Origin of the sequence: Anaerotignum sp. (assembly GCF_040307045.1) — a bacterium.
In the GTDB taxonomy this organism is placed as follows: Bacteria; Bacillota; Clostridia; order Lachnospirales; family Anaerotignaceae; genus Chakrabartyella.
Map to the genome: position 1 here is coordinate 243,103 of NZ_JAWRKF010000005.1, position 22,033 is coordinate 265,135.

Annotated in this window: 17 protein-coding genes; 8 read left to right on the forward strand and 9 right to left on the reverse strand. The window is 39.3% G+C overall.

Going from position 1 to position 22,033, the window contains the following annotated elements; translation table 11 throughout:
• Window positions 1–242 precede the first annotated feature (242 nt).
• From ABVZ64_RS04680 to ABVZ64_RS04715, 8 genes are all read left to right on the forward strand, one after another.
• Entirely contained in the window at window positions 243–3,248 is a 3,006-nt protein-coding gene (locus tag ABVZ64_RS04680) for a stalk domain-containing protein (RefSeq protein WP_352399890.1), read from the forward strand.
• A 345-nt stretch (window positions 3,249–3,593) separates the two neighbouring features.
• Window positions 3,594–4,763 carry a TolC family protein gene (locus ABVZ64_RS04685; protein WP_352399891.1) on the forward strand — a complete coding sequence of 390 codons (1,170 nt, stop codon included), beginning with the start codon at window positions 3,594–3,596 and terminating at the stop codon, window positions 4,761–4,763.
• A gap of 332 nt (window positions 4,764–5,095) precedes the next feature.
• Window positions 5,096–6,568 (forward strand): spore germination protein, encoded by a 1,473-nt coding sequence (locus ABVZ64_RS04690; protein WP_352399892.1) that lies wholly within the window; start codon window positions 5,096–5,098, stop codon window positions 6,566–6,568.
• A 2-nt stretch (window positions 6,569–6,570) separates the two neighbouring features.
• Window positions 6,571–7,674 carry a GerAB/ArcD/ProY family transporter gene (locus tag ABVZ64_RS04695; protein ID WP_352399893.1) on the forward strand — a complete coding sequence of 368 codons (1,104 nt, stop codon included), beginning with the start codon at window positions 6,571–6,573 and terminating at the stop codon, window positions 7,672–7,674.
• Window positions 7,667–8,734, forward strand: coding sequence for a Ger(x)C family spore germination protein (locus ABVZ64_RS04700; RefSeq protein WP_352399894.1), 1,068 nt, complete (start codon window positions 7,667–7,669; stop codon window positions 8,732–8,734). Before ABVZ64_RS04695 ends, ABVZ64_RS04700 begins: the two co-directional genes overlap by 8 nt.
• A 55-nt stretch (window positions 8,735–8,789) precedes the next feature.
• Window positions 8,790–9,473: a stage II sporulation protein R gene (spoIIR, locus tag ABVZ64_RS04705; protein WP_352399895.1), complete on the forward strand. Its 684-nt coding sequence runs from the start codon at window positions 8,790–8,792 to the stop codon at window positions 9,471–9,473.
• A 21-nt stretch (window positions 9,474–9,494) separates the two neighbouring features.
• The gene (gene sleB, locus ABVZ64_RS04710) at window positions 9,495–10,199 is read left to right on the forward strand and encodes a spore cortex-lytic enzyme (RefSeq protein WP_352399896.1); all 705 of its coding nucleotides are present in this window, start codon (window positions 9,495–9,497) and stop codon (window positions 10,197–10,199) included.
• A 604-nt stretch (window positions 10,200–10,803) separates the two neighbouring features.
• On the forward strand, window positions 10,804–13,665 hold the full coding sequence (locus ABVZ64_RS04715; protein WP_352399897.1) for an EAL domain-containing protein: 2,862 nt from the start codon (window positions 10,804–10,806) through the stop codon (window positions 13,663–13,665).
• Window positions 13,666–13,806: 141 nt separating this feature from the next.
• On the opposite strand, the gene ABVZ64_RS04720 is transcribed toward ABVZ64_RS04715, so the two are convergent.
• The 9 genes from ABVZ64_RS04720 to mreC form a co-directional block, all read right to left on the reverse strand.
• Window positions 13,807–14,118, reverse strand: a complete 312-nt coding sequence (locus ABVZ64_RS04720) for a DUF1294 domain-containing protein (RefSeq protein WP_352399898.1) — start codon at window positions 14,116–14,118, stop codon at window positions 13,807–13,809.
• A 4-nt stretch (window positions 14,119–14,122) separates the two neighbouring features.
• A complete protein-coding gene (locus ABVZ64_RS04725; RefSeq protein ID WP_313529748.1) occupies window positions 14,123–14,518 on the reverse strand; it encodes a methylglyoxal synthase in 396 nt (131 codons plus the stop codon).
• Complete coding sequence (locus ABVZ64_RS04730) at window positions 14,515–15,663, reverse strand: FtsW/RodA/SpoVE family cell cycle protein (RefSeq protein WP_352399899.1); 1,149 nt, start codon at window positions 15,661–15,663, stop codon at window positions 14,515–14,517. Before ABVZ64_RS04730 ends, ABVZ64_RS04725 begins: the two co-directional genes overlap by 4 nt.
• 111 nt (window positions 15,664–15,774) lie before the next feature.
• Window positions 15,775–16,059 carry a cell division topological specificity factor MinE gene (gene minE / locus ABVZ64_RS04735; protein ID WP_352399900.1) on the reverse strand — a complete coding sequence of 95 codons (285 nt, stop codon included), beginning with the start codon at window positions 16,057–16,059 and terminating at the stop codon, window positions 15,775–15,777.
• A 32-nt stretch (window positions 16,060–16,091) separates the two neighbouring features.
• On the reverse strand, window positions 16,092–16,889 hold the full coding sequence (gene minD / locus ABVZ64_RS04740; RefSeq protein WP_352399901.1) for a septum site-determining protein MinD: 798 nt from the start codon (window positions 16,887–16,889) through the stop codon (window positions 16,092–16,094).
• Window positions 16,890–17,032: 143 nt separating this feature from the next.
• Window positions 17,033–17,665, reverse strand: a complete 633-nt coding sequence (gene minC / locus ABVZ64_RS04745) for a septum site-determining protein MinC (RefSeq protein ID WP_352399902.1) — start codon at window positions 17,663–17,665, stop codon at window positions 17,033–17,035.
• Between the two features lie 14 nt (window positions 17,666–17,679).
• The gene (locus ABVZ64_RS04750; protein WP_352399903.1) at window positions 17,680–20,517 is read right to left on the reverse strand and encodes a penicillin-binding transpeptidase domain-containing protein; all 2,838 of its coding nucleotides are present in this window, start codon (window positions 20,515–20,517) and stop codon (window positions 17,680–17,682) included.
• A 124-nt stretch (window positions 20,518–20,641) separates the two neighbouring features.
• Complete coding sequence (mreD, locus tag ABVZ64_RS04755) at window positions 20,642–21,154, reverse strand: rod shape-determining protein MreD (RefSeq protein WP_352399904.1); 513 nt, start codon at window positions 21,152–21,154, stop codon at window positions 20,642–20,644.
• Window positions 21,151–21,996: a rod shape-determining protein MreC gene (mreC, locus tag ABVZ64_RS04760; protein ID WP_352399905.1), complete on the reverse strand. Its 846-nt coding sequence runs from the start codon at window positions 21,994–21,996 to the stop codon at window positions 21,151–21,153. The genes mreD and mreC overlap by 4 nt, the downstream gene beginning before the upstream one ends.
• Window positions 21,997–22,033 lie beyond the last annotated feature (37 nt).

A 22,033-nucleotide genomic window follows, 5' to 3' on the forward strand; every position in this document is an offset into this window, starting at 1 on the left:
AACCTTGCATAGTAAATGGTAAGGCTTTCCTATTTGTGAAACGGAATGGGACGGGAGGCAAAGCTTGGGGACGGAGGTCGACTCTCCTGAATGGGTGTGAGGGAAGAGCGAAGGAGCCAAGGTTTGGCAAACGAAACAGGAAGGGACATAAGTAGCAAGGCTGAACAATTGAACTGCATTCGTTGTATAATTATAAAACGAAACACAAACAAATACTTAAAATTAAAAGGAGGAATTTAACGATGAAGAAGTTTATTTCTTTCGTTATGGCTGCAGCTATGGTAGCTTCCCTTGTTCCTGCAACAGCGTTTGCAAAGGGAGATGTTACTGCTACAGCTAAGGTTATTGATGCCTTGGAAAAATCCAAAGGTTTCAGTGGCAAAATTAGTGTGGGTAGCGAACTCAATGCTAGCGATATCCCTGAACTTCAGTTGAAAGTAACAGGTACAGATTATCAGCTGACAAGTGGTTCTACACCTGAAATGGATGTAACAGTTACTTTGGACAATGCAGATTGGGATAAAGCAAATTTTGACACATCCAAAAATCTTGGTGTGCGTTTGGATGACAGCACAGCTGTTGACACAAGCAATGCAGCACTAGTAGCAGCCAAGAAAACATTGGATGATGCAAAAAAAGCTGAAGAAGAAAAGCAGAAAGCTTATGATGGTGCAGCAACAGACTATAAAGCAAAAGTAGCAGCAGCAGACAAACATGATGATGCAGTAGCAGCACTAGCAAGTGCTGACGTAAAAACAAACTTGGATGCGGCATTAGTAGTATACAATCCTACATCAGAAACAGGTACAGCAGTAACAGCTGTATCAACAGCATCAGGCAAAGTTGAAGCTGCTCAGACTGCTTATGATGAAGAAAAAGTAAAACCTGATCCCGATGCAGCTAAACTTGCAACCTTAAAAACTGCTTTAGACAACGCAAATGCAGTGCTTGCTGCAAAACAGGATCTTTTGACAGCAGCAATGGCTGACACAGTAGCAAAGCAGAAAGCTTATGAAGATGCAGTAGCAGAAAAAGAAGCAGAACTCGTTGCAGCCGATGCTACAGTTGTTGCAGCTAAAGATGTTATGGACAAGGCAAAAACTGCTTTAGACAAAGCAAAGGAAGCAACAGCAGACGCTCAAACTGCATATGACAAAGCATTAGCAGCATCAGGCGCTGTTAGCAACGTGACTTTCAAAGACATTAAAATTGTGGATGATGAGTTAGAGTTTACAATTGTTGGTAAGTTGCATAAGGATGATATTGTTTATGTTGACTTGATTTCCATTATGGATAAAACAGGTGAAGGCAGAAAAGCAACAGTATCTGTAGATTCTAAGATGGTAAAAACAGATGACTTGGTTTATGCTTCAATCCTTGGCAAAGGTCTTAAAGTTTCTGTAAAGAAAACTGTAGACGTAGCTGAAGAAGAAATCGTTGCTTTAAATAGCAATGGGTTAAAGATTGAATCCGCAGTTGATAATTTTAAAAAGGATACAGAAATTTCCTTGAAATTAAGCAAAGGATTTGAGTTTGTAAAGAAAAACATGGGTACAGCTGAGTTTGCTAGCGTAACTTGGGTTGACGAAAACGAAATTAAGTTGACTGTTACTGAAGAAGGTAAAGATGAAATCACATTAAAGGGTACTGAGATTGAAGCAGTTTCCGCAAAAGCTGGTGCAGTTGCAACAATCACAGCTAAATCCAGCAACATGGATTCTGCTTCTTGCGAAGTAGCTAAAGTTGTTGATTACAAAGTAAACCTTACTGTAGACGAAGATGATGATGTTCCAGTAATCTACAGTGGCGTTAATGTTGAAAACTACGGTATTACAGATGACTCCGATCACTTGTCTTTGGAAGTAACAGCTGAAGAAACATTTGCTGGCGCTTGGTCCATGAGACAGGGCTTTAACTTTAATTTGCCTGAAGGCGTTTATGTAACAGATGTAAAGGTAATAGATACAGACAACTTCTTTGTAACTAAAGGCAGTGGTAAAGATGCATCAGTTTCTGATGTAAAGAACTCTGATTGGGAAAAAGCATTCTTTGATGCATACCAGAATGGCGATCACAAGAACTTTGAGTTCAAAAAGAGAGTATTTGATGATGTTAACGTAGATCTCCAGAAGGATCCAGCAACAGTAACATTCCAGTTGGAATTGGTTGCTGACCCTACATTCGAAGGCGACGTTAAGTTGACATTCGAAGGCGCTTTGGTTGACAAACAGGAAGTAAAAATCGCTAAATTTGTTAAACCTTACACAGTTAAGGCAGAACAGAACGATTTGATTATCGACTACAGGAATACAGAAGTTCCTACATCTATCGTAATCACAGAGGCAGAAGAAGGTCTCTGGGCGAAGGATGAAGCTGAATTCACATTTGCAGTAGATAAAGGCGATATGATTCAGTTCGAAAAAGACGCAACATTTGAAATCGACAAAGATTCAGATCTTGAAATCAAAGATACAACATCCAAGGATAAAGGCGAACTTTCTTTCTATGTTAAGGATGAATCTGATGCGAAAGCAACAGTAACTATCAAAGATATGAAGTTGTTCATGCAGAGAAACATTCCTGCAGGCGCTTATGATTTGAAGATTAAATCTACTTTAGCTAAGGCATATGAAGCACAGTTACTCTTTGCTGCTGATGATATCAATACAGATAAAGACTTGGCTAACGAAATTAAGAGATTGGAAGATGCAGTAGGTAAAGACTTTACTCGTCCTGCAGTTAAGGATATTAAAGAAGATAGCTATGTAACAGACGTTTGCGATTACAGTGAAGTTGTAAGAGCAGCATTCGTTAACGTAGTAACATCCGGTAGAGACCAGGATAACCTTTTCACAACTAAGGTAGTAGTACCTGTTGGCGAAAAATACTTGGTAGCTGGCGAAAACAAAGTTGAATTGGACGTAGCAGCTTACATCAGCGACGCTGGTTACACAATGTTGCCTGTAAGAGCAATCTCCAAGGCTCTTGGCGTAAACACAAACAACGTATTGTGGAACGCAGAAGCTAGAACAGTTACAATCATGTACGGACAGAGAATCATCACTATGACTGTTGGTCAGAAGACAATCTATGTAAATGGTTCCGCAATCCCTGCTTCCGCAGCTCCTGAAATCAGAGACGGCAGAACATTCTTGCCTTTGAGAGATTTGGGTACAGCTTTGGGCGTAACAGATGTAACATGGGATGCAGCTACAAAGACAGCTACATTGAATGGTGGCACAAAATAATTACTACTTAGTTTCTAAGTAGTTTAAGAGGAACCCCTTAGGGGGTTCCTTTTTTTATGAAAAGTATATTTGTTAGAGGTTCGTTAAATTTTACTTCCAAACAATATTAGGTTCTGTTTCCTATTTTTCAGTTTTAACGTATGCTTTGGTGGTTTTTGTGTGATAGGGAATAACCCTATATTTTGCGTGGAACTGTATTTTCGAATTTTCTGAAAAACCAAGTTAAGATTAATAAAATCCTCAAAAGAAATGATTAAGAAATCCTTAATGTACTAGAATTTTCTAAAAAATATGTTATAATTAGTTTTATCATAAAAACAAAAGCGGCTTTGAGGAGGAAATACCATGAAAAAAATGATAGGAAGCACTAAAGGTGTGGTGGCCTTAGCACTGGCGGTGACTCTTTTTGGTACAACAGCATACGGTGCAGAAACACCTTCCGCAACAGAGGTGGCTGTAACTGAAGCAGCAGCTCAAGATATTCCTGTTTTGACCTACGAGCAGGCTCTGGAAAAGGCAAAGAAACATAGTATTAAGCTAATTGATTTGCAAAAAAACAATGAGTTTTTGCAAGAATCCAAAGAGGATTTATGGGATGTAGTTGGCTCTTTTTCTGTGCCTACTTATGATTATCAAAAATGGGTAAACGATGCAGTTTATATGTATTCATCAGCAGTATATAATACTGATAGTGGTATGACAAAGAATAAGTATGCAGCGCAGATTGCAAGCTTAGCTCTTGAAGCTACCTTAAAAAATACCTTTTCTTCCATCGTGGAGAATGAGGCAAACTTAGATTTGTTAAAGCAAACCGGCGAACTTCAAAAAACATTATACGAGCAGGGTCAAACAAAGTATCGTTTAGGAATGATAAGTCAATATAAGTTAGACCAATTAAAAGCAGAGTATGATGCAAGCAAGGTAAACATTTATCAGCTGGAAAAAACATTAGAACAGATGTATATGAGTTTAAATAATATTATTGGAGAATCAATTGATAAGAAGTACAAAGTAGAATATGATGCGGACTTTGAACCCTATGTGTTACAGGGCTCTTTGGAGGCTTATATTAATGCCCAGATGAAGAAGGATTACAGTATCTTGTTGCAGGAGCAGGCAGTTGAGGATGCAAAGTTCAACAAAAACTACTTATCGGAATCTACACCGGATTCTTCTAATAAGAGCAATAAAAACTCTTATGAGTCAGCGCAAAGGAATTTGAAGGCAGCAAAAGAGGATAAGGAAATTGCAATTCGTAATGCTTATGTTCAATTGCAGCAAACGGAAGCAAATTATAATCAGGCAAAGGCTGATCTAGCTCAGGCTCAGGCTGATTTGAAAACTGCAGAAGTGAATTATGCTGCAGGAAATATTACAAAGCTTACGCTGGATCAGGTAAAATTGGGAGTATCCCAGAGGGAACTTGCTTTAGAAAAATTAGCACGTGCATATGATATGCAGGTATTTTCATTTAAAAACACCGATTTAATTGTTGGTGGTGGCTCAATGGCTTAATTGAATATAAAATCAAACGAAACGTCCATATTGAATATGGGCGTTTTTTTTGTGTGTGAAGCAAGTAAATGCCTTGTAGTTTTCATATCCAGAACTTAAGGGGGAGCTTTTACTCTTATCCCTTATGCCAGGTATATTTTAGCTGGTCAACGGCCAGGGTGGTTGTAAAAAATGAATCCCTTGGATAATGGCAATTAAGGTTTTATATCTTTTTATTGGGGAGAGTTACAGGGATACAAACGGAGGCCTATGATCTTGCTTGATGCAGAAATCCCGATGTATAGTTTTTGCATTTTAAGGAAAAATAAGCAAAAATGGAAGGCGGTGGATGTATGCAGATTTCAAAAGATCTGGCAGAAAATATAGTTGCCATCAAAGAGTCGTTTCGAGACTGTGGCGACATTGTGATGCGTGAATTTGTCGTGGGTAGCGGTAAATCAAGGCTATTTATGGTTTATACGGATAATATGATAGACGGTGACACAATCCAAAACTTTATTATGACCAACCTAATGAGTCGATACAAAGAGTGTAACGATAGTGGTTTGCTGGAAGTTTTAATGGAGGATATTATTGCGGTAAGGGAAATCAGCAAGATAACAGACTTACAGCAAGTATATGATGCGGTATTACTGGGGGATACGGTGCTGTTTATGGATGGCAATGCCTTTGCATTGCAGGCTTCCACAAAAGGGTTTCCTTCCCGAGGGGTGAATCAAGCGCAAACGGAAGTGGTGGTTCAAGGGCCAAAGGATGCTTTTTTGGAGGTCATGGCTATTAATATTGTTTTAATTCGCCGCCGAATTCGGGATACAAAGCTAAAGCTGAAGCGAAAGAAAATAGGTGCAAGAAGTAAAACGGATGTGGCACTAATGTATATGGAAGATTTGGTACGGCCAAAAACACTGAAAATGATTGAAAAACAGTTGGATACTATGAGTCTAGATGCAGTTTTGGACAGTGGATATATTGAGCAGCTTTTGGAAAAGCGTTGGCTATCCCCCTTTCCTCAATTGCAAATGACAGAAAGGCCTGATAAGGCTTCATCTGCCTTGTTAGAGGGACGGGTTGTATTAGTTATTGACAACACGCCTTTTGTTGTGATGCTTCCTGTAACGCTGAATGTTTTCTTCCAAGCGGCGGAGGACTACTATGACCGCTGGGAGATTATGAGCTTTATCCGTGCCATTCGCTATGTGGCGGCATTTGTGGCAATTGCGTTACCGGGGCTTTACATTGCACTGTCGGTATATCATCCTGAATTGATACCAACGGCGCTAGCCTTGAAGATTGCTACCACAAGGCAAAACATACCATTTTCTGTAGTTGGGGAAGTTGTCATAATGGAATTGGCCTTTGAGTTGTTGCGAGAGGCAGGAATTAGGCTGCCATCCCCTGTAAGTTCAACCATTGGTATTGTTGGTGGTATCATTATTGGGTCAGCAGCAGTGGAGGCCGGCATTGTAAGCCCTGCCGTGGTTATTGTTTCTGCCCTTACGGGAATCTGTACTTTTGTTATTCCCAATGTATCTTTGGTTTCCGGGCTTCGATTGTGTAAATATTTAACTATTTTTTTTGCAGCCATATTTGGGTTATTTGGTTTGTGGGTGTCCTTATTATTTATTCTAGCCCATTTGTGTAGCTTAACTTCTTATGGAATTCCTTTTATGTATCCATTTTGTTCTGCATCCGTAAACGATGATGTGGACTGGGAAGATACTATTTTTCGTATGCCTTTACAAAAGATGAAACGACGCCCTATATTTACTAGGCCATCGGCAAGAGGGCGAAAGGGAGGAGATTAATTATGTTTGCAGAAAACCATAAAATTTCTGTGCGCCAGCTGGAATCTATGCTACTGCTGTATTTTTTTAGTACGGCAGTTCTGTTTTTGCCAAGCGAATTGGCAGAGACTACAGGAAATAGTTGCTGGATTGTAACAATAATCTGGGGTGTTGTTGCTTCATTGGTTGCAGTCTTTTTAGTTTATATGGGGAAAAAACATCCTACCTATACGGCAGTAGAGTGGTTTGAGCACTCATTTGGTCGACTTTTGGGCACAGTGTTTGCCCTCGGCTTGGGTGCTAAATTGGTGTTTGATGCTGCCTTAGAGCTACGCTTGTTCTGCGATGTTATTTCGTCTGCTATGCTTCCGCTAACGCCTCTGTGGCTATTAATTGCCCTTATGCTTATGGTGTGTGGTTTGGCGGCTGTCCAGGGATGTGAGTGCAGTGCTAGGGCATCTGAAATTTTGTTTTTTGTTGTGTTTGTTCCCTTAATCTTTATTTTAATTTTTGTAGCTATTTCCGCTGACTATAACCGCGTTTTGCCTATCCAAATTCCAGATTTGAAAAGTATTTGGAGTAGTGCACCCTTTTTTGGACCTGTATTTCAAGGTATGGTTGCCCTTTTATTTATCTTTCCGTATTTAGAAAAAAGGGCCCACTGTGGTAGACGTATCTGGTTGACTTGTATGGTCACCACCATTACGACTACAGTTTTGGTATTTTTATCCTTGGCTGTATATGGTGCTGAAGTGTTATCGGGAAAATTGCTACCAACCTTACAGATGTTAGAAAGAGTGAGCTTTTCCGGGATTTTTTTAGGAAGACAGGACTTGTTTCTACTTTGGTTTTGGATGGTTACTACCTTTCTTTATGTGTCAATTTTGCTTTTTTTTGCAACAGATTTATGCATCAGGATGTTCCGAGGCAGAGCTAGAAAGCGCAACCGATGGTTATTCTTATGGATTCCTATTGTGTTTATTGTAGCTTTATTACCTCAAGATATGGCATCTGCTTACTGGCTAAGGCTTAGGGTTGCGCCATGGCTAAATGGTATTTTTTTGATCCTTTTGCCTTTTGTTGCCCTATGTATCGATGCAATGAAAGGGAGGGGCAAATATGAATAAGTGGAAATGGATTGTATTAACGGTATTGCCCCTTTTTATAACAACAGGATGTTGGGATAAAAGGGATCCAGAGGACAGAGAGTATATGATTACTATGGGAGTGGATAAAAAGGATGAGGGGTATATTATATCCTTTGCTCCCGCTAAAACGGAAGAAAAAGAGCCCAAAAAGATGGTTTGTGAGGGGAAAACCCTGGCGGATGCCATAGCTAGCAACGATAGCCGAAATTCCCGCAAAACAGAGCTGGGACAGCTAAAAATGATTGTTTTTGGCAAGAGCATACTGGAGGATAAAATACTGTTGATGTCTTTATTAGAAGAACTAGAGCGAAGCCAGGATATATCCAAAAAGGTAACAGTTTTGGCTACAGAGGCTAAGGCAGAAGCCTGTATAGAGTCAATGATGGAAGAAGATAATGGTACAGGCCTTTTCCTATGGGACTTTTTTAAGAATACTGCAAAAGAGGTAGGTGTTACGAAAGGGTTAGATATGGATACCTTTTTTACCGAGCTGGCAGAACAAAGAGGTTCAAGTATTTTACCTAGAATTGAGCCAACGGAAAGTGGCCTCTATTTAGGGGGAGGCGTTGCAGTTGTAAATATGGAACTCTCTACTTTTTTAAATGATAAAGAGGAGCAGGGGTATTTATTTTTGTTGGGTGAGGCAGAGGGTGCTGTACTGGAGGCAGATCAAAATGGAAAACGTGTTCCATTGAGGGTTGTGCGTGGTGATGTAGACTACGATTTTAAGCCCCAGAAGGATGGTAAAACGGAGTGTTTGATCCGTTTGCGTATTCATGGTGATCTTTTAGGAAACGCAAGTAAAGATGCTTTTTCCGAGGAAGGAACAAAAAAATTGGAAAATCTCTTCTCTGAAATCATAAAAACAGAAATTCAAAATACAATGAAAATAGCACAAGAACAAGATACAGCGGAGCTTTTAGGTTTGGCGGTGCGTTTGCGTCGTGTGGATCCTGAATATTCTGGAGATTTTTGGAAGGACGTGACGATTGTTGTGGAGCCAGAAATAAAAATTCGAGATACAGGGAGAATTCGATGATTAAATAAGCAAAAAAAAGGAAATCATCCCTTTAACAAAGAAAAAGGGTGAGGACATGAGTAGATTAAATAAATTAAAGAAAACAATAAAAGACCTTTGGAAAAAAGAAAAGTGGTATTGGTGTGCCGCCGTTGTAATTGGAGTTACATTTAGTGCAGCTTTTGGGGCTCATTGGACCAAAGGATACTCTCAAATGATTCAGGGTGGTATTTCAGCAAAAGTTGTGCGTTTTCATGTTTTGGCAAATAGTGATTCACAAGAGGATCAGGCATTAAAGCTAAAGGTTAGGGATCGAGTTTTGCAGGAGTACGGGCATATTTTGTCTTCTTGCGAAAGCAAAGAAGAAACTTTGAAAGAGCTAGAAAAGGTAAAGGAAAAAATCTGTACAACAGCCCAAGAAGAGGTTGTTGCCCAAGGATATGATTACGCCGTTGGTGTATCTATAGTAAGGGAAGAGTTTCCTTTTAAGCGATATGATGACTTGATTTTTCCAGCAGGTGTTTATGATGCGCTACGTATAGAAATTGGTGAGGCAGAAGGGCAAAATTGGTGGTGTGTATTATACCCACAAATGTGCTATGTTGATGCTTCTTGGGGATATTCCACTGAAGAAAGCCATCAAAGGCTTGAAAATACACTGACAGAAGAAGAATTTTTGGTGGTTTCCTCTTTGGCTCAAAATGAAATTACACCAAAAGTAAAATTTAAAGTTGTGGAGTGGTGGCAAGAACGAAATTAAGCATTGACGGGGGGCGGAAGGATGAAAGTATGGGGAAAAGGCGTTGCATGGTGTTGTATGCTTGCGCTTTCGCTCTGTTTATTTGGACATACGGTACAAAGTTTTGAGCCTCAAGCTCAAACAGTGGCTCAATTTGTTACTTGGGGTACTAGGGGTGAGCTGGTCCAACAGACTCAGCAGCGTTTGAAAGATCTAGGATTTTATAGGGGAACGGTTGATGGTATATTCGGCGAAAAGACTTATGAAGCTATTTTAGAATTTCAGGAAGTAAATAATCTTACTCCCGATGGAATTGCCGGAACCGCAACACTAAATGCCCTAGGAATTATAACGGAGCAGCCCTCCGGAGGTGGTAGTTTGGAAAATCTGGGTGAGGAGGAATTGATGCTGTTGGCGTCTATTATTCATGGTGAAGCCCGTGGTGAACCATATGAAGGTCAAGTAGCAGTAGGTGCTGTGGTTTTAAATCGAGTTGAAAATGAAAATTTCCCCGATACGATTGCGGAGGTTATCTTCCAAGAAGGCGCCTTTGATGCCGTTCGTGATAAACAGTTTTACTTGACTCCAAATGAAGTCGCAATACAAGCTGCTAAGGATGCCCTTAGTGGGTGGGATCCCGTTGATGGTGCATTATACTATTGGAATCCTGCTACTGCTACAAGTCGGTGGATTTGGTCCATACCCGTTACCCACACAATTGGGAGACATGTATTTGGAAAAAAATAAATTAAATAATAAGAATGGGGTTTTCTATGCTTATTTAAGTTCATAGAAGACCTTTTTTATGTTCAGCATGGAAAATAAATAGGCACTTGTGCATTGGCTTAATCAGATGTACCCAACAAAAATTTTTATACAATTTATGTAAAAATAAAAATCAGATATTGCAAATTTTACTAAAAAATAATACTATTAGTGTTATAGCCATGTTTATTCTGAATAAATTCTTTATTTTTAATTAGACGTTATTTTATACCTGGCGTAGTGTTTTAATTAATGTTTTAAACATAACCATTAGAAATAATGTCAATACATGTACCTTATGTTTCTGAGAGATGGATTTTTAACTGCCTTTTTATAGTAAAAAAAGAAGTTGATATTAATTTTTAACCAAGTTGTCTTGTATAACGCTTAAAGCTATTTATCACTAAGGATAAATAGAGAACAGTAAAGCAAATTGGATATATGAGTGATTTGTACTGTTTGGCCAAAGCATTAAAGGGACCTCTCAATGATATTGGTGGACAAGTAATTCATTGATTGCATTAGAGAAAAGGGCAACAAAAGTTGGTTATAAGCTTGGAGTAATGATTGATAGGGGGGATTTACATTGTCAGCCTTTAGAAAAGGGATAGTGGCTTTCATTTTGTTGATGTGCTTAGGCGGTGTTAACTGTTTTGCATCCGAAGTGAATCAAGTGGTACGTACTGTTAAGGTCGGGTGCGTGGAAGGAAATAAATTTCTCTGTAATCAGAAGGCAGACGAAAACCATCAAGGCTTTATTCCAGATTATATCCAAGAGATTAATAAATTTATGAGTTCACCCTTTGAGCGCTACAAATTTATTTACGTATTTGCATCGCGAGAAAGGTTGCAAGAGCAATTAAATCAGGGGGAATTGGATATTATCATTGACTATCCTTACAATCTGTCCCAGGGTCTAGTTAAATCATCGAAAATAACGGATATACAGCTTACCCTTTCCACATCAAAAACCAATCAGGAGTTGTTTTATAAGGGAATATCTTCGTTTCGTGGAAAAAATGTGGGTTATACAATGCCCGCTACCTTGGCAATGATAGAAAAATATGAAAAGGAACATGCCATCGATGTAATGCCTGTCTATTATGATGATATGGCTGTTTTGAAAAATGATATAAAACAAGGGAAACTGGAACTAGCGGCCCTTCCTTTCTACGAAAACGAAGAAGGATTTAAAGTGGTTGATCTAATAGATACCATGGAGCTTTGCTTTATTTCAAAGGAGAAAAATGAACCTATCCTCAAACATTTTGCTGAGGCAAAACATAAACTACAGGTTGCCTTTCCCAGTTTTGAGGTGCAGTTGCGGGATAAGCATCTAAAAGGAATAGAATATGAATTGGCAAGTACCAAAGAGGAACAGACTTTTATGGACTCCGCTAAACCAATTAAATTTGCAATTGAAAAGGGAACAAAGCTAATTCAATATGATGAAGAAAGGGGAAAATATATTGGGCCGTATGCGGCGCTGATAGATTATTTTACAAAAGTATATGGGCTACCCTATGAGGTTATTTTTGCTGATAGTATTGACAATGCAATAAAACAAAAATCAGATATACTACTTGGCATGGTAGAATCACCGCAGCTTGGAAAACGGTACAATTTAGTGTTTACTGAGCCTTATATTCATGGAGTCTATTCTTATTGGACGGAGAAGGGGAAGATAGTTGACTTTCAAAGTCCTAATAATGTTGCTTCCATTGGGAATATTGAAAGCGTTCATACATATATTCAAAATTACTATCCTCACTGGAACGTCAAAGTCTATGATTCTTTAGTAAGTAGCATTGCGGCTGCTAAGTCGGGGGAAGTGGATTTTATAATGCTAGATGATATGACAGATGGTGCAAGTCCCCAATTATCTGAAAAGCTGGACAGGCTCTACGATTTTAATGTGCCTCAGCTGGACTTAAGCATGGGCATTAACTTTAATAATAGAAGTGGATCGGTAGTCCTTAGCTTAATGGATCGGGCAATAATGGCAACAGATGGTGAGAAGATTAGTACAATTATGTTAAACAATAAAATTCCGGAATATAATTTCCAATCTTTTTTTGAACAATATTACAAATGGTTTGTGCGTGTGGGGCAGTTACTGTTGCTTTTATGTTTAACCGTGGCTGTGGTCCATTACCGTAAGCTCCATAAGGCGGCCTATTATGATAAAGAATTAAAAATGAATAATCGAAACTTTCTTCTACGCTTTGGTGGAAAGTATTGTAAAGAGAATACTTCAACCATAGTTTTAGATATTGGGAAGTTAAAACAAATTAATATGGTTTTAGGAGTACAAGTGGGTGATGACATACGGGCGTTTGTTGCTCAAGTGTTAAAAAATTGTACTGATCAGGGAGCCATGTTGGCACTAACGTCCTCATTAAATTATGTGGTTATTTTGCCTTTTGTGGAAAAACAAAGGATAGATGATTATTTACATTGCGTGCTTTCAAACCTTGGTGAGTATAGGGATGAAGTTGTTTCAGTCGCCTTGGATTTCCATGTGGGTATATATCAAAATTATTTGAATGAGGATGTACAAATCAACTTGGATAAGGCTGAATTGGCATTATTTGAAGCCAAGCGACAGAAAACAGCCGTCTATTTTTATTCTGATGAGTTGGAGAATAGAGTGTTAAGGGAAAAAATAATAGATGCAAAGATGCAAAAGGCCCTTGAAAACCAAGAGTTTCATATGTATTTACAACCACAGTATGAAACCCAGACAGGTAAAATTTGTGGTGCGGAGGCATTGGTTCGTTGGATTGAGCCAAATGGAAATATTATTTTTCCAGATGAGTTTATTCCTTATTTTGAGCAAAGTGGGTTTATAATAAAACTGGATGACTACATGTTTGAAAAAGCCTGTAGATTGCAGCGTAGATTAATAGACAGTGGGATACAGCCTGTACCGATTGCGGTCAATCAGTCCAGACAGCATGCAAATGATGAGGATTATAGCCAAAGGCTTAAGGCGATTGCAGATAGGTATGACATAGACTATGGATTGATTGAACTTGAGATAACAGAGTATATTTATGGCAATGAAAAGAAGGTTCTTGAATCTTTTGATAATCTGAAAAAAATCGGTTTTTCAATCTCTATTGATGACTTTGGAAGTGGTTATTCCTCCCTAAATATGTTGGGGGGAAAGCAGGTGGACTGTATTAAAATTGACAAGCAATTTCTCAGGCAAGGACTGTTGACTGGGAAAACTAAGAATGTGTTAACGGCCATTGTGAGTATAGCAAAATCCCTTAATATTCAGTGTGTTTGTGAAGGGGTAGAAACCAGAGAGCAGGTCGAGTTTTTACGACAAATTCAGTGTAATTACCTCCAAGGGTTCTACTTCGCAAGGCCAATGGAGATTGGGAAATTTATATATGTGGCATATAAAGCGGATGAAATAACCATTGTTCATACCGTATAAATTTGATATCAAAATTCAGGTGTAAAATAAAGGTTTTGTTTTGGGTACCCATAGAGCGTAAATAGAAAGTAGCGACAATGCTGTTAAAATAAACAGTTTTGCCGCTACTTTTTTGTAATATCGGTATACAAAAGGGTTATTTCAGTGAAAAGTAACAACAAATTTACCCATAATTAGATAAATCACCAAGATATGCAGGATTGCTGTTAGGGTAAATACAAAGATAAAATCTAAATGGCGTGTTTTGTGTCTTTTAAAAATCTGCGCCAGTAAACCGCCCAGACCTCCGCCCAGTATACCCATAAGATAGAAATTTTTTTCCGGTATTCGCCTTTTTTGGTTTATTGCAGCCTTTTTATCAAAGGTCATCATAAAATAATTTGTTAGATTAATGATAAGATAATAACCAACCAAAATCAGAAAAGCAGTACCGTTAAATTCCATATTAAGCATAACCTTATCTCACCACATTTCTCCAGTCCAAATCGCCTCTATCCAACGCAAGCAGAAGTACTTCCGCAGTGGCCAAGTTTGTGGCCAGGGGAATATTGTGCATATCACAAAGTCGGAAAATAGAGTTAACCTCTGATTCATAATCCTGAGGAGACACAGGGTCTCTTAAAAATATCATAACATCGATATCGTTGTTTACAATTTGCGCACCCATCTGCTGCTCTCCACCTAGTCGGCTAGAGAGATACTTATGGACAACTAAATTTGCGGCCTCCTCAACAAGACGGCCAGTGGTGCCTGTTGCATAAATGTCGTGTTTACAAAGAATGTGTCTGTAAGCAATACAAAGATTTTCCATTAATTTCTTTTTATTATCATGGGCGATCAAACCGATATTCATAACAATCCTCCCTCAAACAATGATTTTGTTTCTTTTTTTCTTATGTTTAATACAAGGCCAATAGCAACCATATTGGTCCACATGGAACTACCGCCGTAACTAACGAATGGTAGGGACATACCCGTATTGGGTAGGATACCCAGAGCAACACCTGCGTTAACGAAAGTTTGAAATGCAAACATTCCCGCTATGCCAGAGACTACCAACTGACTAAATAAATTTCTGGATGATATTGCTATTACTATACAACGAAATACGATAAAAAGCAAGACTCCCAAAACAAATATACAACCTATAAAACCAAATTCTTCGCCGATAACAGAGAAAATAAAGTCGTTATGAGGTTCAGGGAGATAGCTTAATTGGTTTAGTGTTCCGCTGAACAAGCCTTGCCCTGTAAGCTGCCCAGAGCCGATGGCGCTGATTGATTTTTCAGTTTGGTAATATAGGCTTGCATCCCTTTTTGGATCTACGAAAGAGAGGATACGGTTGAACTGATGAGGTTCAAAAATTTTATCCATAATCAATGGATATTCCCTTGCAACGTCCCATAGGATGAAACCAATTAGAGGAACGGCAACAATAAGCACGTTCCGTATAAAGGTATAACTAAGGCCTGCCACAAAAAGCTGAATACAGAAAATTGCAATCAATACCAAGCTTGCAGAAAGGGCCGGCTGCTTTTGAATCAGCACAATAGGAACCATCACATAAACACATAGGTATGCCAAAAAAGGAAGGCGATTTATTTTATGATGGTTGATTGTGATTGTTTGTGCTAGGCAAAAAATCATCATAATCTTTGCAAATTCTGATGGCTGAATGGTGAGAGGGCCAATGGCAATCCAGCGAACAGCCCCCTTTGCACCAGTACCAATCAATAGTACTGCTAACAGTAATAATAAGTTGATACAATAAATAGGGATATGAAACTGTGAAAAATACTCATAGTCAATATTTGCCGCAATGAGCATCAAGAGGATTCCTACAAAAAAGAAGGCACCCTGTTTTACAACAAAAGTTGTACTTTCTCCAAGATTTACGTGAGTTGCACTGGCGATGGCAACCAGTCCGAAAACAGTGAGAACTGCAACTGCACCTAATAACCACCAATCAAAATTCTGAAAATATTTTTTGAATTCCATGGGTCAAATTCCTCCGACCGGGGTAAAAATCACCCGTATTGCTGAAACAAGGAAAGCCGAGGACAATAAGAGGTAAAATATACCGCTTTTCTCGGCTCACTTGCTGTATTTTTAGTCTTGTACTTTACGCATACTTTTGATAGGTATATTTGCATACAATACAGGGACTGTTCCGTTATTTTCTTCGGACTGGGTCTGGGTAATTTGAATATCCAGTTCTTCTTCGTCAATTTCCATATAGTTAGAAATAACTTTGATAATGTCTGTTTTTAACATTTCAAGAACCTGAGAGGAACAATTCACTCGATCATGAACCAGAACCAGTTTTAATCTATCTTTGGCAACGCTACCAGATGGTGGCGTATTTTTCTTTTTAAAAAAGCTCAAGAAATCCATCGGGACACATCCTTTCGTCTAGGTAGTGAGGTTTAATGACGGAATAAGCCCTTCAACTTTTCAAAAAAGCTTACAGGCTGTTCTTCAAAGGACATAATTGGTACTTCTTGTCCCAAAATACGCTGTACAATATTTCTATAAGCTTGTCCTGCACGAGATTCTTGATTTGTTACGGCAGGCTCTCCTTTGTTTGTTGCAATAACGATTGCTTCATCATCGGGTACAACCCCAAGAATGTCAACCGCCAAAATTTCTGTAACGTCTTCGATATTCATCATATCGCCTCTTTGAACCAAGTCAATGCGTAAACGGTTCAAAATCAACATAGGATTATTTAGGCCATTTGCTTCCAACAGGCCGATAATGCGGTCAGCATCTCTTACGGCTGAAACCTCGGGAGTTGTGACAACGACCCCTCTATCAGCGCCGGCAATTGCATTTTTAAAGCCTTGTTCAATGCCTGCGGGGCAGTCGATTAAGATAAAGTCAAAGCCTTCTTCCTTTAAACTCTCACACAGCTTTTGCATCTGCTCGGGGGAAACTGCATCTTTGTCTCTTGTTTGCGCAGCAGGTAAAAGGAACAGGCCGTCATAACGCTTGTCCTTAATCAAGGCTTGCTTCAAACGACAATTACCCTCTACAACATCTACAAGGTCATAAACAATTCTATTTTCCAGGCCCATAACAACATCAAGGTTGCGCAGACCAATATCAGCATCAACTAATGCAACTTTTTTACCCATTACCGCTAAACCGCAGCCAAGGTTGGCACTTGTAGTTGTCTTACCTACACCACCCTTGCCACTGGTAATTACGATTACTTCACTCATCTATGTTCCTCCTAATCCAGAAGCCAAATTTTCTTTTTTCCCAAAATATGAAAATTGGGAACTACGTATATATTACTATATTAACAAAAACTAGCAAGATTTGCATCCATTTTTTTTAGTTAAAACAGAAAAAAAATCCTATTTTACGACAGCGCCATGACGAAAATTTGCCCTTCTTGTACAAATGCGTATTCTGGGGGCTTAGGACCCCGTTTATTCTCCTCAGGAAATCTGGTTATAATATCACCAATTCTAAGCTGGACGGGAGCCATATACACCGAAGCGACAAATGCATCTGTTAAACCTTGACACCCTGCATGAGCCATTCCCTTAAGCTGTCCTAAGACGATAATATTCCCCGTTGCTTTAATTTCTGCACCAGGGTTTACATCACCGATAATGACTACACTTCCATCGAACTCTATTTTTTGACCGTTTCTTAAGGAGCCCCTATGAAATTTTGTTAAGTTATGAGGAGACATTTCCTTTTCTAATAAGGTTGTTAACTGAAGTAGTTCGTTATTTTCTGTTTTTAAAAAGGTAATCTCCATTGTTGTGTGGTCGGTTATAATACGTAGTAGGTGCTGTTCCTCTTCTTCGGAAAATGTACGGCCTTTGAAAGCCAAAGAGGTTTTCACATTATCAAAAAATTTTCCGGCTTCTTGTACTTTTTTTTCTAATTGTTCACAAAGCTCATCAAATGTTGCGTTTTCATCAAAAAGCACAGTGACGCCGTCTTTGGTTCCTTTGAAAATAACATAGTTTTCTAAATTCATAATACCCTCCTGTATCATTGTGTCAAAACAGTCTGTAAGTTGGTATTTTCTGGCGCATAATCTAATCCCAAGTATTCAGTGATGATTGCCTTTGCCACTTCGGGCGCGGGAGTGCCACTACCCTCGCCAAAGGGAATCATAACGGTAATTGCAATTTGAGGATCATCATAGGGAGCAAAACAAACAAACCATGTATGGGAGCTTCTTGTTTTATCCTCCTCGGCGGTTCCTGTTTTTGCGGCAACCTTTACTGGGAAATCTCTGAAGGAATAACGCAGAGTACCACGAGAGCCGGTTGTAACCTGATTCATACCTTGATATACCTTTTGAAGGTTTTCTTCTTGAAAATTTGTTACATTTTCAATGGTTTCATCAACACGATAATATAGGGATCCATCTGGATTTTGCAAATGGCTAATCATGTGCAAACGGTATAATGTACCACCATTTGCCAAGGTAGAAACGTATTTTGTAATTTGTGCAGGTGTATAGCTGTGTACTGATTGCCCAATGGCAGCACGAATGGTATCACCGTCAGTCCAACGAGTCTGGCTGGTGGTTGCATCTGGGTTAAATGTTTTTACAGTACGTTCCTTGTAGTAAGGGGAGGCCATTGTGGGCGCATATTCATCTAATTCTAAACCCGTTAGGGTGTTTAATCCAAAAGCGGCCATATATTCGTTTAAAGTTGTAATGCCTTCGTTGGTAGTGCCATCTTTTGCATTACCCATGCGATAGGCAACTTCATAGAAGAAGTAGTTACAGGATACTTCTAGGGCTGTTGCTACATCAAGGATACCATGGGTACCTCCTGTGTTGCTATAAATCCAGCACCGGGCATATGGTGTACCAGCATCTCTATAAATCCCCTGATCACGAATATAGGTGTTTGTGGAGATAGCCCCCGTTTCCAGTCCAGCTAGGGCTGTAATCATTTTAAACGTGGAGCCTGGTGCCTTTTTTTGTTTTAAGGGACGGTTTACCAAGGGTGTATTCCCATCCTGCAATAGGTCGTTATAGTAGGTGTTGTTAAAGTTGTTTACAAGCTGATTGTTATCATAGGACGGATAGGAAACGCTGGCTAAAACTTCGCCAGTACCTATTTTTGTAACAAACACTGAGCCGGTGCAAGGATCCAAAGCTGTGTCGGAGGGGCTAAATTCTCCGCTTCTCAGCTTATTTAAAACCATGGTTAATGGAGAAATGCTGCCGTTTTGAACAGCTGCCATATCTTCTTTTGAAGCTGCCAATGTGCCTTGCTCCATAGCAACCAGAAGGGCTTCCCTTGATGAGAAGGTGCCTCGAGTCAAATTATCCAGCAGGTATGTTTGAACCATTGAAATGGCATCCTCATCCTCCTTGGAGAAACCAGGGTTTGCAGCCAAGAAGCCGTCAAAAACCTGCTTTTGCACACCGCTTGTTGCCTTCATAAGCTTAGAAGCCGAAATATGGTTTGCTTTAATCATTGCGGTAAACATATCTGTAATAGAAACAGAGTTTTTACCGTAAGAAGTTAATTTTCCAATTACGGCTTTTTGCAATTCAGATTCAAGGGCATTATAAGCAATTTTTTGTAATTCGCTATCCAGTGTAAGGAAGATATCTTTTCCGGGAACTGGTTCCGTTGAATCAATGACGCTCATACGGCGGCCTTGGTTATCTACTTCGATAGATACCTTGCCGTCGATCCCGTTAAGTTGTCTTTCATAAAGTTTTTCAATACCTGTTTGGCCAACAACATCTGTTTGAGAGTAAATGGGGTTACCTTCTGAATCTAAATCATCTTTATATAAGGCGTAATCGGCTTCGGTCATCTGGCGAATATATCCTAAGATGTGGGAAAAATGCTCCCCTTGGGGATACTCTCTTAGGGATACTGTGTCAACAAGCACATTTGGGAAAATATCCTGATTTTCTTCAACATAGGCCAACGTTTTTTCGCTGATATTAGTGGCAATGGTAACGGACTTATACTGCTGATAGCGTTGCAGATAAAGGGAGTAACGAATGCCCACAGTATTTCTAACTACATCAGTTGGTAAGCCCTCCGGTAGACCGAAAAAGTCCCTTAAATAATCTAAGGTTTCAAGAGAGTCATATTTCAGTTCTTCATCCTCCATACCAACGCCAACTTTCCAGTTTTCTTCTCTGGTTTCGCTTTCGTTAAATTGTAGTGTGTAGGGATACTCCCGTGCTAAAGGAAGCTCATCGGTCAAAGTTTCGCCAAACTCAGATAATTTTTCTGCTAGAGTTAGAGCCATAAGGTTTTTGTCAGTTAAGGTGATATAATATGACACATATGCTCTTTTTTGAGGCATTGTATAGGATGTTGGTGCGTGATACTTTTCAAATAAAAAGTTTAAACTTTCTTGGGCAGTAGCATCATCCATGCCCTTAGGGAAGCCCAAAGATTCTTTCCAACTTTTTTCTGCTTTTCGCTGTTCCCGCTCCGTGCCTTCAAAGGTGAAGGTGTAGGGAGCGGAAGAAGAAATAGGCAATGTGTCATTAGGGGTTGCACCTTGCTTCCACAAAGTACTGGTTAGCTGTACGAGCAATTCTTCTTTGTAATCTTTCAAATCTACGGTGATACTATCATCTATTTGCACAGAGTATGCAACAGTATTGGTTGCCAACGGACGCCCATACCGGTCATAAATATTTCCCCGGGATGCGGGTACGTTGACGGTTTTGGAGACGCTGGCAGTAATAGACTTATCATATTCCTCACCATGTATAATCTGCAAGGAGAATAGACGTAATACTAATATGAAAAAAAGCAAAGAAATTCCGCAAAGCATGACGAAAACTCGGCTTTTACATAATTCAATAAAATGATCAATATAGTGTCTCATCGGTTCCTCCTATTGGAAACAGACGGGGGGTCAAAATATTTTGGTAAGATGTATGCACCAAACAAAGTATAAAACCTGTGTCAGAATCTTTTTTGGGTTTTTACCTTGAGCCCCCAAAAATTTATTAAAACAATCGATATTTGTATTTTTCTTTAAGTTCCAACCATTCATTAATGCCAAATAAGATTCGGTAGATGGGAATGGTGACTACAGCGGTGTATACCAGGGTAGGAAGAAAAATTTTCACTAGGAAAAAGAGGATATCTCCATCTTTTCTTAATACCAGTTCCGTTAAGAAGTGGAAAGACTCATATAACCCTGCGGCCATTGCACAAAATAAAATGGGGAGGAGGTAGTTCTCGCGATAGAAGTTCTTCTGGCTTCGGCCTGTAAAGTAGCTGATGCCAAGGAATAGCAAAGCGTAATACCCTGCAGCAGTGCCAAAAAAAATATCAAACAAGAGCCCTGTGCAAACCCCAACGATACAACCCTCTTTGCTTCCCCGCAAAAGAGCATAGGAAACCACAATGATCAGCCCGGTATTTGGAAAAATACTCTGAATTGCTAAATGTTGAAACAGGGTTGTTTGCAATATGAAATTAATCAAAACCACAACGGCTGTAACGATGATTCTCAAGGGTTTTCCTCCATTGTATTTTTATCGATTACCAAAAGAGTGTCTAAATGTTTTAAATCTACAAAAGGTTCAATTACTGCGTATTTTGTGAGACCATTGGTATCGGTTTCGATTTTTATTACTTTACCGATGGAAAGACCTTCCGGATAGACCTCAGAGAGGTGGGATGTAACAATTTCGTCCCCCACAGCAATCTGTGCTTCTCCATCGATATATTCCATCTTGCAAAGTCCATCATTCATAAGGGAGTAATCGCCCTTTACAACGCCTAAATCCCCTGTACGAAGGCTCATAGCAGGTACGGCACTTCTACTGTCAAGGATGGACTGGGACTTGGAATAGTTATTGCCACTTTCCAGAATTTTTCCAACCACTCCGCCTGGTGCAATTAAAATCATATTGGCAGAAACACCATGGGATGTGCCTTTGTTAATTGTAAAGGTATCATACCATATCCCTGGGTTTTTAGCGATAATATTGGTCCCTGTACTTTTGTAATTGGGGTATTTTTGAGAAATTTTTAGCAACGAGGATAATGCTTCATTTTCTTTTTCATATTGCTCTAGACGTTTATTTTCGTCCTGCAACTTTGCCACTTCTTCCTTCAATTTAGCATTTTCCTCAAGAAGCTTTGTTTTATCCTGAGCAGATGAAGCCGTGTTTTCCACCCAACTCCCGATTCCTGTTGTTAAATCTTGAAAGGGCGTAACAACAAAGCCTATTACGCTTTCCAACGCTGAGGCATTCAAATTTTTCCCGCCTACAAATAACGCAACAGCAGTAATGGCGATTGCAATCACGGCGATAATTTTCTTTTTATGTTCTTCCCATAATTGAATCAAAATTAAACGCTCCTTCAAGGTTAGGTGTAATCCCGTA